We start from the raw sequence: 12,907 nt of genomic DNA on the forward strand, positions 1-12,907 counted from the left end.
ATGATGGCGAATCAGCCTGCCTTTCATGCTTCTTTTCAAAATGGTGCGGCATCTGATGCCGCACTGACTATTCCAATGACTAATACAAAAACGCTCAATGCCGGTGCTATGATGACCAGCGCAACAACAGCCAATACGTCAATAACCAATACATCAATAATAGGCACCGCAACAACAAATGCCCCTTCCCTCTCTGCGGGACAAATGTTTATACAAGTCAGCAGTGCACTTGGTGGGATCTTATTATTGATTTTTTTCATGACATGGCTGATCCGTCGTCTGGGTCTTTCGCCTGCCAAGAACAAAAATCATCGGCTGCTTAACGTCAAGGCAAGCTGCTCACTTGGGCCAAAAGAACGAATTGTAGTGGTGGAGATCGAAGATAGCTGGCTGGTGTTGGGAGTGACATCCCAACAAATTAATGTATTGCATCAGCTACCTGTGCCATCCGATAACACGGAAAAGGAAACCGTGCTTAAAACATTTCCTTTCGGTCAGTTATTAAAAAATACGCTCCAGCAAAAAAGTAAAAATGACAAGGATGGCGATGAAAAATAGAGTTTTTTTTATGACAGGCAATCAAAAGACAGGCCGAAAATTTGTCTCGCTTATTCATCTGGTGCGTCTGGCAACTGTAATTATGGCATTTTTGCTATCACTGTTTCCCATAAATGCTGCCGCGGAACTACCCGGTATCATTAGCCAGCCACTGGTTAATGGTGGACAAAGTTGGTCACTGCCGGTTCAGACCCTGATTTTCATCACCGCACTGGGGTTTATTCCCGCGGCCTTACTGATGATGACCAGCTTTACCCGCATCATTATTGTGCTAGGTTTACTGCGCAACGCACTGGGAACACCTTCTGCCCCACCGAATCAGGTTATGTTGGGATTAGCATTGTTTATGACCTTTTTCATCATGGCACCGGTATTCGATAAAGTTTATCAGGATGCTTATCTGCCCTTCAGCGAAGATAAAATCACGCTGGAAGTTGCACTGGATAAAGGCTCTCAGCCTGTACGCCAGTTTATGCTGCGTCAGACACGGGAAAATGATTTGGCACTGTTTGCCCGCCTTGCCGATCAAAAGGCATTTGAAACGGCAGATTCTGTCCCGATGCGTGTTCTGGTGCCGGCCTTCATTACCAGCGAATTGAAAACCGCGTTCCAGATAGGTTTTACGCTTTTTATCCCTTTCCTGATCATCGACTTGGTTGTAGCCAGCGTCCTGATGGCTCTGGGGATGATGATGGTTCCACCTGCCACGATATCACTGCCGTTCAAACTGATGTTGTTTGTTCTGGTAGATGGCTGGCAATTATTGCTTGGCTCGTTAGCTCAAAGTTTTTATGTCTGATTCGTTTCTCTATCTGAATTTGATGAAAGTATCAGACAAAAATATTTGGCGTTAAATATCATTGAAAAAGCTCAAGAACGGTTTAAAAAATTATGACTCCTGAATCGGTAATGGCCCTCGGTGTTGAAGCAATGAAAGTCGCATTGGCGCTGGCTGCTCCACTGCTTTTATCAGCGCTGATATGTGGTTTAGTGATCAGCTTGTTACAGGCGGCAACACAGGTAAACGAAATGACCTTATCGTTTATTCCTAAAATTCTGGCCGTTGTTGTCACTATTATTATTGCCGGGCCATGGATGCTGAATCTGCTGTTGGATTACATGCGTACACTTTTTAGCAGTATTCCAGCCATTATTGGTTAATCATGATCCCGTTTGATAGTGAAACACTTTCCCGCCTCGTCAGTGATTTTTTCTGGCCAATGGTGCGTCTTTTAGCATTGTTCAGTATTGCCCCGATTTTCAGTGAAAAACAGATGCCGGCAAAAGTCAGAATCGGCCTGGCATTAGTGATCACTGCCTTATTGGTTCCAAATATTCCTTCTCCTCAAATCCCGATTTTTTCCGTTGCCGGGATTTGGGTTTTGGTACAGCAGATGCTGATTGGGGTTGCTCTGGGATTAACCATACAGATTGCATTTGCTGTGGTGCGTCATACAGGTGAAATACTTGGTTTACAAATGGGACTCTCTTTCGCCATATTTTTTGACCCCACCGGTGGCCCGAATATGCCAATCTTGGCGCGTATTCTGAATATGCTGATGATACTGTTGTTTCTGGCTTTTGATGGTCATTTATGGATATTGTCTATTCTGGCAGATACCTTTTATTCCATCCCGGTTCAATCTGCCCAATTGAACCCCAGAGGTTTTCTGTTGCTAGCACAAAGTGCCAGCCTGATATTTATTAATGGTATGATGCTGGCAATGCCAATGATTACTCTGCTTCTGGTATTGAACTTTTCTTTAGGCATGCTGAACCGCATGACCCCTCAACTTTCTGTATTTGTGGTCGGTTTTCCCCTGACTCTGACAGTCGGTATTTTCACACTTTCCCTATTGTTCCCAATGCTGGTGCCATTTACTGAGCGGTTATTTGGCGAGATGTTCGATCGCCTGGCATTAATCATTAATAATATGGTGCTGTAGACTGTGGAACCACTGCTCAATTGGTTACCTAACAGACAACCTTTAATTAAAATTAGGCTGACCATTGGATGCCGTTAACCCACCATCCACTGGCAAGTCCTGGATTAGCAATAGTCATAGGGGAACTGGTGCTATAAGCATCATTTTTCTCCACAACTAAACCTGAGCTAATTTAACATAATTCAGATATGATCTTGTTTTCTCTCACAAAAGAATGCATTATTGCCTCTTTTTTGCAGTTTAGTAGGTAATAAAAAGTGAAAATGAAATCATTATGCATCTCGGCAATCACAGCCTCTGCAATTATCATCAGTGGATGCCAATCCAATGCTGATTCATTTGCAGCAGATGTTTATGACACGACTCAGTTAAACGAAAAACAAGAAACAAAGACAATCAATATCATTTCTGTTCTTCCTGCCAAAATCGTTGTAGAAAACAACACTAATCAACAAGCTGCCCAGACATTTGGGGCCATTCTTGGTGCTGTGGCTGGTGGTGTTGTGGGTTATAACGCAGGTCCCGGTTCCAGAGCAGGTATTGCGGCAGGTGCAATCGGTGGTGGTGCGCTTGGTGCAGCAGCAGGATCAATGGTCGATGATAAAGTCATCGTTGAAGGTGTCTCTCTTACCTATAAAGAAAACACTAAAATTTACACCTCAACTCAAGTCGGGCGCACATGCCAATTCACTCCAGGGCTAGCGGTAGTCATTTCAACCAAAACAAATGAAACGCGCGTTCAGCCTAATGCTACGTGCCAGGATAAAAAATAAGCAGGTGAACCATGGTTAAAAAAATTCTTATTGCATCTTTACTGATCGTCCTATCCACTCCTGTACTTGCTTCATCTCTTCAAAGCCAGCTTTCTGCCATTGCTGAGGCAGAAAGTGAAGGTAAAGCAGAAGAGCAAAAACAGCAGGCCGAAAAAAAAGCTCAATTAGAAAGAGCAGCCAGAGCGGAAAGAGAAAGAAAGCAAAGAGAAACTGCCACCAGAGCAGAGAAAATCAGAAAGCAAGAAGCTAGCCGCAAAGCCGAAAAACAAAGAGTGCTGGCTGAAGCAGCAGCAGATAAGAAACGGGATCAGGCTTATGAAGATGAGCTGCGCAAACTCGAAATAGAGATGAAAAAACTTGAACTGGAGAAACGTTCAGCCAGAGCGAAGCGTGAAAATGAGTTCATCGATCAAGAATTAAAAACCCAGACAGCAAAAACGGATGTTATCCAGTCAGAAGCTGATGCCAACCGTAATTTATCATCGGGCGCTAAATCTCTGTTAGAAAGCGAAGGCAAAGCCAGAGAGAAAAAATCCAGTAGTTGGTTTAAGTAAAAACTAACAGGCGTTAAAAACGATTAACTCAGTAGTAATTAACATCTAATATCTCCGAAAAATTATTAAGATGTACTGACACTAAGTCGGTACATCTTAATTTTCAATAAAATAATCAACTCCATGAGCCCGTTCCACCACCGATACCTGATACAATAGAAATTGCACCGCCAGAAAAATAACCAAGCGTTTGACTATATGAATTAAAGAACAAAACATTAAAAGTTATAGCCGTTGCATGAAACGCAAAACTGACAGTATCAGAATAAAGTTTAACTAAATCATCTGTATGAACATTACCAAATACAGAACCTATTCCAGGAGTAGTCAGCCCTCCGGCATTCCCTTGAAAATGTTTTTTATCAGTATTTATAATGATGTCAAACCGTATATAAAAAATAAAACTTTCTACAATACCTATAGCTGGATATTTTTTATTTTCCCAAAAAAATAGTTTTTCTACAGCATCATCAATAACACTGGGTTCCAATTTACCTTCCATATTTTTTTTGAAATCTTCAATAAATTTGAGATTTATTTCATTTTCTTTCACTTTACTCATAACATATTCCTCTATATTAAATAGAAATAACAACCCATAATAACAAACCTTACTGTATAATAAATCACACTGCGAGTGTATAATTTCCAGTAAATTACTGAAGTAAGTTAAAGTTATTTAGAATAAAATAATTTATAAATGCTACTATTAAAGTATCGTAAATTATCCATAATATAATAAATATCATTTTACTATATTAAATAATTTTTTAGACATAAATGATGATAATAACTTTTAATTCCCTAAATAGCTTGTCATAATGATGAGACTCTTATATTTCTCATTTCTTTCCAAGTCGTTAACGAGGGCCCTTTTCAAAAAAATTTTCACATTACGAATAAGCTGCCACATAAATTGGCAACAATGATTGCGTGTCACCGTTTGTATGTTGATTTCTCGGCCCTGGCTGACACCATAGACCGTGTCGCGCCACGTAGTAGTTCTCCCAAATGTACTAGCTCAGACTTGAGCTGACAGTTACCGGTTATTTATACAGGTGTCTGTCAGATTATATCTGGGTTAAATTCTTTTCAGCCCAAATACGTTTTCCATCCAATAATGTTTCTATTGGTGTTCGACCACAGCACATTTTTCCTTGGTGAGTTCGAACATTATTATAGTAATACAACCATTCATCAAGAGCAGATTGTAACGTTTCAAGGTCGCTATAAAGCTTCTTACGAAACGTAATTTGATAAAACTCCTGTAATATCGTTTTGTGAAAACGTTCACAGATACCATGAGCTTGCGGTGACATCGCTTTTGTTTTCGTAGGGTCGATATCATTAATGGCAAGATATAAACACCACCTTGCTCAGCGAGCTCTCGATATCGATAAAATGCATCACGAGACACGCCCATTACCTTGCATGCTTTCGAAACATTCCCGAGCTCTTCAGCTAAATTAAGCAAACCTGCTTTGTGTTTAATGATGGGATTGTTAGTATGGATCATGAGAGTTACCTTTTGTGTTTTGTATAAAGATTCGACACCCATATCAAAATTGGTAACTCTCAACTTTTCAAGTTGAACTGTCAGATCTAATCGCGACTAATACAACTTTACATAATTCGATATTTACTGCGAATATCTCTGACCTGAGATTTGAGTTGCCCACAGCCACCCAAAATTTCTGTACCATCACTTTTATCTGATATGCATCGGAAACCGGCTTCAGTAAGTGCTTTGGCAAAAGCGGGCATCTCTTCTGAAGGATTCAATGATATTCCATTTATGTCACTCACTTCATTCAGGTATTTTAGCTTGATAACAAATGTGTCTTTATCTACCAGATCTTTTAACCGTGCCAAATCCTCTTGTGAATCATTTATTCCCTCTAGCATCAGATAATTGACAATGACTGGAACGCCCGTATGGTGATGATAAGTTGAAAAATGTTCAAGAAGATCTTTAATACCAAATTTCGCTTTTGATGGAATCAACATATCGCGTTGTTCATCAGTGGTGGCATGAAGCGAAATAGAAACGGTATCCAGTGGAAGCTCATAAATTTTATCTCCCGCGTGGCGAATACCGACCGTTGTCAGCGTGACCCTATTTGCCAATGTCTGCTTTTTGAACTCAGTGACTGCACCACTGATCTCTTTCAAATTCAACATTGGCTCACCCATTCCGGCAAACAATATCGTATTAAGCCCCTCATTACCTCCCAGTGCCCCTGAATGTAATAAATGATCACGGCATAATACAACCTGCTGTACTATTTGCTCTGTCGTCATATTTCCTAACGGTTGCTGCCTGCCTGTTTCACAGAACACACAACCAACAGCACAACCATATTGACTGGATATGCAAAGGTAAGGCAAACGTTGTTCTGTATGCATAAAGAACGTTGATTCAACGCTTTTTCTTAAATCTGAATCACTTGCTGATAGTAAATATTTTTTGGAACCATTTTCTGATTCCACAACTTCGCTAATTTTCATCTTCACACCTTCTCAATGCTCTTTGGCGCGACGGCGCATATCAGAAACTCCACACATTTTAGGGCTGGACAGAGGCAAATCAGATTGAATAACTTCCTGATGTGTCTTAACCGGATCAATGAATAATTTTTGGATTTCATCCAGTTGCAGTGTGGAAAGATAACTACTATCGATACCCTGATAATTTTCTGGGATCGTCGTTGTTGTGGGGAAAACAAGTTGCTCCAGATATAAACGACCGCTCCAGAATTCATCACCTTTATCCAGTGGCTTAGTCATATCAGAATTGACTAACTCAGAAATTTTGGCGTTGTAAGGAAATCGCAGGCTGTTTTCGGCCGCAGGATAGTCATATTTTACCATCCAGTCGACAATGTTTTGTTGTCGCGCCATCAATATAATATCTTTAAAGAATGCAGTTAATACTATGGGAATTACGATCCCTCCTGCATTACGATAATTTTCAATAAAATCCAGCCGTTGTTTCAATTGTACATTGGTATCTAACGCACTAACCGAAACTCTTATTTCTGCTTTAGCCGTAATTAAGCGTCGCATAATGTCATCTGACATTTTCCGGAAAGCTTTGGTGATAAATATCATCAACAATCCCGTATCCCGTGCCAACTCAGTCATTCGTATAGATAACGGCCAATTCCACGATGGATCACTATTCCATCCACATCTGATATATTTTTGACAATGAGGCAAAGCATGCAGGTCAGAAAGAAAAATAGCTTCATCTAATTGATTATCGATTCGCTTACCAAAATCAATACCATTTTCCCAACTGGAAATAGCAGAAAAACACATTCCATAACAAGCCATACTTTCTGGCAAACACCCTGTCACAACATCAGTAGTTAAGCTATTAAAAGGTAATCCTCCAGCAATTCCTGCTCTTATCAACATTGGTTCAGCGGGTTTAAGTTTACGTCCCTTACTATATGTTTCGTTACTTTTCCTGACTAATTGCTTAATAAGTTTTTCTTGTCGTTCTCTTATATGCATATTATGTCTCCGTTATTTCTCTGCCAAGTATTTTCGTTTGATAAGAAATATCTGGATAAATTTTCAATGCTTTAATAAACCGATCTCCAGAAAAACATTCACGGCGATGCAAAAGCTGACTGTTATCATATAAAAGCAAATCGCCCTCACTCCACTGATGTGAATAAGTGTTTTCTGGAGATATTATTTTTTCCAGAATAGTTTTTTTCAGTTCTTTGGAATCAGGCAGGATTTGATTATTATCAAGAAATTCCAGTGTATTTTCACTGACATAAACATATTTCTTTTTTGTTTTTGCATTTTCAATTATCACAGGATGAGCAACGGTGATATGAGGAACATTATCGTGTGCAGCGGCTGGCTGGCGAGTCGACCACAGTTTGTTTAATAATGAAAGTTCATCAGCGGTAAATTCCAGATGCTCTACGGCGGCGGAAGCAAAAGAGGTATTTCCCCCCTGGCATTGCATAACTTCACTATAAAGTATACTGACAGAAGCCGGATTGAGGCGAAATTCCTGGTCTGAATGCCAAAAGTCTGTGCCATTATCAGCAAAACCCAGTTGTTCACCTTTGTTATTACATAAGTTGGTTAAGTAAGCGATATATCTTCGCTTATCTGACAAAGAAATATCCCTGGCTGGTTCTTCAAGTTCTCCATTTCCTACACGCTGGGCAAAACTAACAAGATCATCATCACCCATTTTCTGATTGTTAAAAATCAGCAAACCATAAGTGGACATATATGATTTTATAGCAATGTAATCTTCATCTGACATATCGGAAACATTTTCACATGTAACATAAGCACCAAAATGTTTGCTGAAAGGTTTTATCGTAAACGGCATGAGAATTCTCCATATTAAACATTTATCACAATTAATTACTTTCAATGAATACCAACAAAATATCTATTAACCATGTATAAATAGTAAAATATATAAACTTTATTCTATATATTCATATATTGAAGGTGTTTTATAGCGTTTCAGGTGGGAATGATAACTCAATAGTTCATTAGTTAAGGTGATTAAAAATCATTGGTTAAATAACAAAAATTTTTATTGTAAATTTCAGTTCATTTATCAAATACACTGTTATTTGATAGAATATTTACGATTGCAGGCATATTATATTTCATCAACCTTTAAATATAATAAAAATAATACCATCCAATTAGTTTGTTATCTGTTTTATACCCAATAATTTTCAAGTTATATCACTACAGAAAGGGAAAAATCCCCGATAGTATAGATAACAAAAGATAAAATTACCGACTGAATAAAATCAGCTTTAACTCAGAGTAATTCCATAAAAAGTTACACATAATATGTATCACCTCTATATACAATAAGAATACAGTAAGTTAAATTCTTGAACGTAGTTTAATAGAAAGAAATAAATAAAATTTTCGAGGAGAAGTAATAAATCACACCATTTAAAAGGAGAAATTAATGACATATAAACAATCATATCTTTCTGACATAACACATTCCCCGTGGGAAGTTAATGACGCTCCATTATTAATCGTCCTTGGTCAATCAAACAGTTATGGTCATGGTACTCAATTATCATCAAATGAAGCAATTATTCAGGGTTTAGAAAACGTATTCACCTTATCCCTGCCAGAAGTTTATAGCGTTAATTTTTCCACAATTAATTGGACGGGGTTAACCAGTTTTGGTTATGCCAATATTGGTGCTCCTTGCGGTCTGCCACGTGGTAATCAGGATCACCCTGTCAATCTCGCAAATCGTTTCGCCCGCCACTGGCAAGATCATATCGACGCAGGTAACACACTTAATTTGCCTGATCTTTATGTCATTCTGATGGGCTACGGTAGACAGGGGATGTATTTGCCTGATATTCCTGATAATCGTTGGGCACCGGAGCGAGATCCTGACGATGTAGAATCTCTCTATCCCCGCGCCGTCAGAACACTACGTATGGCGGTTAATTCCCTGCGTAAAATGGGTAAAAATCCTCGTATACTGGCTGTTCACTGGAATCAGTGGGAAGCAGAAACTGAAAGTTTAGCGGCAGCAAAAGCATCAGAGATGAATTTTATCCGTATTATTACCGGCCTCAGTGATGCCATAGGCTCCCGCGGTATACCGTGGAGATTTTATTACCCACTTTCAGTCTGGTTTGATCCCATTAATACCAGTTACGTTACCGAGGCAATTAATAGCGTTATTGCCGCCAATCCTGAATACCGAACACTGGTTGATGCCAGAAATGCGCCAAACTACAATGGAATAGCCACTCAATTTGGCGTATTTACCTGCGATGATATGCATTACAACGGAGAAACCCAGAAGTGGTTTGCTCAGCAGGAATGGGAACGAATTTTAGCGGGTTATCAGGGTATTAAATTGTGAAGTATATGGAATCGTGATTGCAAAAATATGGCGGCTTAACTTATATCCGTCGTCTTTCAAGTCGCCTCTTGAAATCCATAGGATACATACCGCCTATATTCCAACACCAAACCTCTGCTGAATGACTCTTTTTCCCTGCGCTGTCAATTTCAGCTCACGGCTATCTAATTGCCTGACAGCCCACTTCTTTTGCAAAAAAGTTTTAAGCAAAGAGGCGCCTAAAAAACCACTCAGATGAAAATACCGTTCGCTCCAATCCAGGCAAGCACAGGCAAACTTTCGTCTTGAAACTGTTTCCATATCGCAGCACACACCAAGAGAAAATAAAAACTCTTTTCCTTGCGGTGTCAATTTATAGTCATCAGTTATCCAAAGGTTAGAAAGCAAACTATTATGAATTTTTACTGCCACCTCTCCTGCCATATGGTCATAACAGGTTCGGAAAAAGCGCAGTGATTTTTGGTGTGGAAATTTTGATAGTACTTATATCTTCGCTATTAGCAAAACACATCATGCTTTCCAGTAATACAGCGACGTCTTCACTGTAAATTTTAAAATAACGGAATCTTCCCTGTTTAATGCAAATCACCAGATTTTGTTCTACCAACCGACTTAAATGAGCACTCATTGTCGAAGGAACCACATCAGCAATAGCACTTAATTCAGTAGCAGTATAAGCACGACCATCCATCATTAAAAATAGTATTCGGGTACGAGTGCGATCTGCCAGTAAAGCTGCAATGGCAGACACTCTTTTTTCAAGATTGAATTCATTCATATACAAATGATTACTGGAAGTAAAAATGAATTCCAAAAGATATATCAGCGTTGCCCATTCTTCAACAAATAATTATTCTTGAGCTACATCATATATACAGCTTTAACATATTGACAAATAATTTATAAACATCAAGAATCACAAATAAAATCTAATAAACATTTAAGTTTTTTATCTTATGATTTCAGACTGCTAACTTGAAAGAAGAAGGGTATATAAATCAATCATCCTTAAAAGATATACAACAATATATTTTATAAATATACGATAAGGGGATAAATATGCCACATAAAAATAAATCACCTATTAACATATTTAATTTAGAACAAGTTGGAATTAACAAAAATAATTTCATCAATAAAATAAAAAAATTTTATCATTTATATGAACCTGATTTGTATTTAGTCAGACAAGAAAAAATTAAAGCTCTGGCCAAAAAAATCACTGATTTCTTTTGAAAAAGATAGTGTTCTCCTGACTAATTATTATTCTAATATTATCAGCGAGCATGAATTCAGAGAAAATCTGAATTTTAATGCTTCCTGTTTCTTTGATACATTATCCAATATTAAGTCGTATAGAAAGAGATTAATATCAACTTTTATTTTTAACAAAGACAGTGGAATAAAACGGATAAAAAGTGGCAGTTTTAATCAGGTCGGAGCAGGAACCAAAAAAAATACTTTTGATTTCAGAATAATCCCCAGATTATTTAAAGAAGCGCCTGAAGAGATGGAATCAGATGATTTATTTAAGTTAATATTCTTTATAGCCGATCGCGTTTTTCAGTATGAAACAATTTCTCAATTTAAGGTTATCACCCATTATACTTTAATAGATTGCTTTACCGATGATGGGATAGAAACCTCTAATTCACCGGAGGGAATCCATCAGGATGGAGTGGATTATATCGTATCCGCTTTAGTTCTGGAGCGAGTTAATATTTCAGGTGGCGACAGTAAAATCTATATTGGTGATAAAAATAATCACATTCTGACCACTCAGCTACAGAGTGGGCAAGGAATATTTCAGCCAGATAAAGGCACTGATTTGTGGCACGAAGTCACCCCAATAAAATTGATAGATCCTAAAAAGAGAGGTTATCGCTCTACTATTGGTTTTTGACATTGATCTTAGGTATAGCACTACCAATAAGTTCTAATTCATGGCCAAAGCAGGGTTAAAGCCAGAGTAAAACTATCCCATCATATTTCGATAATCACCGAAGTGGCCACAAAACCTGCAAGATATCATGGCGTTTTCTATCCTTCAGAGGAACAATAATGTTAGCTGTCATATTTGAAGTCGAAATCGCAGAAAACCAAAGTGAACGTTACTTTGATGCCGCAGCCACACTCAGGCCACTATTAGATCCCATTCCGGGTTTTATTTCCGTAGAACGTTTCCAAAGCCTCAACAATAAGAATAAATATCTCTCATTATCATATTGGAATAATGAAGAATCCATTAAACAGTGGCGAAATACTTACCAACACCGGGAAGCACAAACGTTAGGGCACAACAGTATATTTGCAGATTATCGATTAAGCGTTACAGCCATTATTCGTCATTATGGAATGCATGAACGGGAGGAAATACTAAAAGAAGATTAAAAAATATTTTGGTTGTTATCTATTGGGAGATAAATTCCCGTCATCTCCCAATAAATAACCATTTTTAGGTAATTAGACTTATTAAAGGACATATCAGAGACTAGTCGCGAACGAACAACCCATTAATCGACCAAAGAACATCCAATACCAATATCCCATTGAAAATCCTGCAACCAGTACATAACTGATCGATTTTAATTTACACAGTGAAAATGCTTTGATGCCTTTCACTGCAAATACCAACATAAATGGCAATAGAAAAAAAAAGACATAATGGTGCTGTCAATATTCTGTCATCATTGATGACAAAAGAACTGACCACATCACAAATGGTATTGATCCCTTCTTCCCCGATCGTCCACTCAAAATCAACTGTTGACAAACATCCTATCAATATAGTACTGAACAAAATAAAGGTGATACAGGCGAGTATATTTATAATTTTCATGCTCATTTATTTTTCTCATCTGTTTATAAGGCATAAGACGAGATTTAATCCTTTCTTAAGCTCATTAAATTAAATCTGAAACGTTTATATCAAAAAACTTAATACGGCATTCTCTCGGCCTGCTAAAGATCAGATCTTGATCACAAGATAAAATAATATGATGAATAGAAAAACCAGGATTTGTCAGAGGCGAAAAATTCAATACACCCTAAGAGGTATAATAAAATTCAGACTACTAATAACAATGCGTTATAAAAACAGCAGAGGGAAGGAGTAAGCCCTTATCTATTTAATTAGCAAACAGATAAGAGCCAAGAGCCTGAAAGTCACAAGCTCAC

The 12,907-nt window shown here is 38.1% G+C and carries 17 protein-coding genes and 2 pseudogenes; 10 read left to right on the forward strand and 9 right to left on the reverse strand.

Annotated elements, in window-relative coordinates; translation table 11 throughout:
• From fliO to BDD26_RS16960, 6 genes are all read left to right on the forward strand, one after another.
• A complete protein-coding gene (fliO, locus tag BDD26_RS16935) occupies positions 1-558 on the forward strand; it encodes a flagellar biosynthetic protein FliO (protein WP_244922764.1) in 558 nt (185 codons plus the stop codon).
• 82 nt (positions 559-640) lie between these two features.
• On the forward strand, positions 641-1,357 hold the full coding sequence (gene fliP, locus BDD26_RS16940) for a flagellar type III secretion system pore protein FliP (RefSeq protein ID WP_051502306.1): 717 nt from the start codon (positions 641-643) through the stop codon (positions 1,355-1,357).
• Between the two features lie 92 nt (positions 1,358-1,449).
• Positions 1,450-1,719, forward strand: a complete 270-nt coding sequence (gene fliQ / locus BDD26_RS16945) for a flagellar biosynthesis protein FliQ (RefSeq protein WP_038262736.1) — start codon at positions 1,450-1,452, stop codon at positions 1,717-1,719.
• 2 nt (positions 1,720-1,721) lie between these two features.
• The gene (fliR, locus tag BDD26_RS16950; RefSeq protein ID WP_038262733.1) at positions 1,722-2,504 is read left to right on the forward strand and encodes a flagellar biosynthetic protein FliR; all 783 of its coding nucleotides are present in this window, start codon (positions 1,722-1,724) and stop codon (positions 2,502-2,504) included.
• 263 nt (positions 2,505-2,767) lie between these two features.
• Positions 2,768-3,277 carry a hypothetical protein gene (locus tag BDD26_RS16955; RefSeq protein WP_115827582.1) on the forward strand — a complete coding sequence of 170 codons (510 nt, stop codon included), beginning with the start codon at positions 2,768-2,770 and terminating at the stop codon, positions 3,275-3,277.
• A gap of 11 nt (positions 3,278-3,288) precedes the next feature.
• Positions 3,289-3,831, forward strand: coding sequence for a DUF5384 family protein (locus BDD26_RS16960; RefSeq protein ID WP_115827206.1), 543 nt, complete (start codon positions 3,289-3,291; stop codon positions 3,829-3,831).
• Between the two features lie 115 nt (positions 3,832-3,946).
• On the opposite strand, the gene BDD26_RS16965 is transcribed toward BDD26_RS16960, so the two are convergent.
• The 6 genes and pseudogenes from BDD26_RS16965 to BDD26_RS16985 all read right to left on the reverse strand — a co-directional run bounded on the left by BDD26_RS16965 (position 3,947) and on the right by BDD26_RS16985 (position 8,197).
• Entirely contained in the window at positions 3,947-4,393 is a 447-nt protein-coding gene (locus BDD26_RS16965) for a VapA/VapB family virulence-associated protein (RefSeq protein ID WP_115827207.1), read from the reverse strand.
• A 508-nt stretch (positions 4,394-4,901) separates the two neighbouring features.
• A pseudogene (locus BDD26_RS16970) lies at positions 4,902-5,195 on the reverse strand (integrase core domain-containing protein); the annotation flags it as partial.
• A gap of 56 nt (positions 5,196-5,251) precedes the next feature.
• Positions 5,252-5,389 (reverse strand): annotated as a pseudogene (locus tag BDD26_RS20895) (hypothetical protein); the annotation flags it as partial.
• Between the two features lie 65 nt (positions 5,390-5,454).
• Complete coding sequence (locus tag BDD26_RS16975; protein WP_038259959.1) at positions 5,455-6,339, reverse strand: radical SAM protein; 885 nt, start codon at positions 6,337-6,339, stop codon at positions 5,455-5,457.
• 12 nt (positions 6,340-6,351) lie between these two features.
• Positions 6,352-7,350: a hypothetical protein gene (locus BDD26_RS16980; protein ID WP_115827208.1), complete on the reverse strand. Its 999-nt coding sequence runs from the start codon at positions 7,348-7,350 to the stop codon at positions 6,352-6,354.
• A 1-nt stretch (position 7,351) separates the two neighbouring features.
• A complete protein-coding gene (locus tag BDD26_RS16985; protein WP_115827209.1) occupies positions 7,352-8,197 on the reverse strand; it encodes a TauD/TfdA dioxygenase family protein in 846 nt (281 codons plus the stop codon).
• A gap of 606 nt (positions 8,198-8,803) precedes the next feature.
• Between BDD26_RS16985 and BDD26_RS16990 the strand changes: the two genes are divergently transcribed.
• The gene (locus BDD26_RS16990; protein WP_115827210.1) at positions 8,804-9,730 is read left to right on the forward strand and encodes a hypothetical protein; all 927 of its coding nucleotides are present in this window, start codon (positions 8,804-8,806) and stop codon (positions 9,728-9,730) included.
• Between the two features lie 93 nt (positions 9,731-9,823).
• On the opposite strand, the gene BDD26_RS20680 is transcribed toward BDD26_RS16990, so the two are convergent.
• Positions 9,824-10,141 (reverse strand): hypothetical protein, encoded by a 318-nt coding sequence (locus BDD26_RS20680; protein ID WP_342353473.1) that lies wholly within the window; start codon positions 10,139-10,141, stop codon positions 9,824-9,826.
• Positions 10,142-10,157: 16 nt separating this feature from the next.
• Positions 10,158-10,508: an ArsR/SmtB family transcription factor gene (locus tag BDD26_RS20685; protein WP_342353474.1), complete on the reverse strand. Its 351-nt coding sequence runs from the start codon at positions 10,506-10,508 to the stop codon at positions 10,158-10,160.
• 281 nt (positions 10,509-10,789) lie between these two features.
• On the opposite strand from BDD26_RS20685, the gene BDD26_RS19640 reads away from it, so the two are divergent.
• From BDD26_RS19640 to BDD26_RS17005, 3 genes are all read left to right on the forward strand, one after another.
• The gene (locus tag BDD26_RS19640) at positions 10,790-10,966 is read left to right on the forward strand and encodes a hypothetical protein (protein WP_170140423.1); all 177 of its coding nucleotides are present in this window, start codon (positions 10,790-10,792) and stop codon (positions 10,964-10,966) included.
• Between the two features lie 109 nt (positions 10,967-11,075).
• Positions 11,076-11,633 carry a 2OG-Fe dioxygenase family protein gene (locus BDD26_RS17000; protein WP_280524544.1) on the forward strand — a complete coding sequence of 186 codons (558 nt, stop codon included), beginning with the start codon at positions 11,076-11,078 and terminating at the stop codon, positions 11,631-11,633.
• A 158-nt stretch (positions 11,634-11,791) separates the two neighbouring features.
• Positions 11,792-12,121, forward strand: coding sequence for an antibiotic biosynthesis monooxygenase family protein (locus tag BDD26_RS17005; RefSeq protein ID WP_038259965.1), 330 nt, complete (start codon positions 11,792-11,794; stop codon positions 12,119-12,121).
• A 199-nt stretch (positions 12,122-12,320) separates the two neighbouring features.
• Here BDD26_RS17005 and BDD26_RS17010 read toward each other — a convergent pair whose 3' ends face one another.
• On the reverse strand, positions 12,321-12,575 hold the full coding sequence (locus BDD26_RS17010) for a DUF2645 family protein (protein ID WP_115827212.1): 255 nt from the start codon (positions 12,573-12,575) through the stop codon (positions 12,321-12,323).
• Positions 12,576-12,907 lie beyond the last annotated feature (332 nt).

The sequence above is a fragment of the Xenorhabdus cabanillasii genome, assembly GCF_003386665.1.
GTDB classification, from domain to species: Bacteria; Pseudomonadota; Gammaproteobacteria; order Enterobacterales; family Enterobacteriaceae; genus Xenorhabdus; species Xenorhabdus cabanillasii.